2 tRNA genes are annotated in these 252 nt (G+C 48.8%); both read left to right on the forward strand.

Annotation, left to right across the window (positions count from 1 at the left end):
• Window positions 1-77, forward strand: a tRNA-Ile gene (locus EO113_RS08040).
• A gap of 101 nt (window positions 78-178) precedes the next feature.
• Window positions 179-251 (forward strand) — tRNA-Ala (locus EO113_RS08045).
• The last annotated feature ends 1 nt before the right edge of the window (window position 252 follow it).

The following is a 252-nucleotide window of genomic DNA, read 5'->3' on the forward strand; positions in this document are numbered from 1 at the left end:
AGGCCTATAGCTCAGCTGGTTAGAGCGCACGCCTGATAAGCGTGAGGTCGGTGGTTCAAGTCCACTTAGGCCTACCAGTGCCTTTCTTCGATGAAGAAGAGCTAATATATTAAGTCCTATCTTAAGATGGAAGAAATTCCTAATAAGGATAGATTCCGAATACAAGATAGACTCACATGGGGGCGTAGCTCAGTTGGGAGAGCACCTGCCTTGCAAGCAGGGGGTCAGGAGTTCGAATCTCCTCGTCTCCAC

The organism is Veillonella sp. 3913 (genome assembly GCF_003992235.1).
GTDB lineage: Bacteria > Bacillota > Negativicutes > Veillonellales > Veillonellaceae > F0422.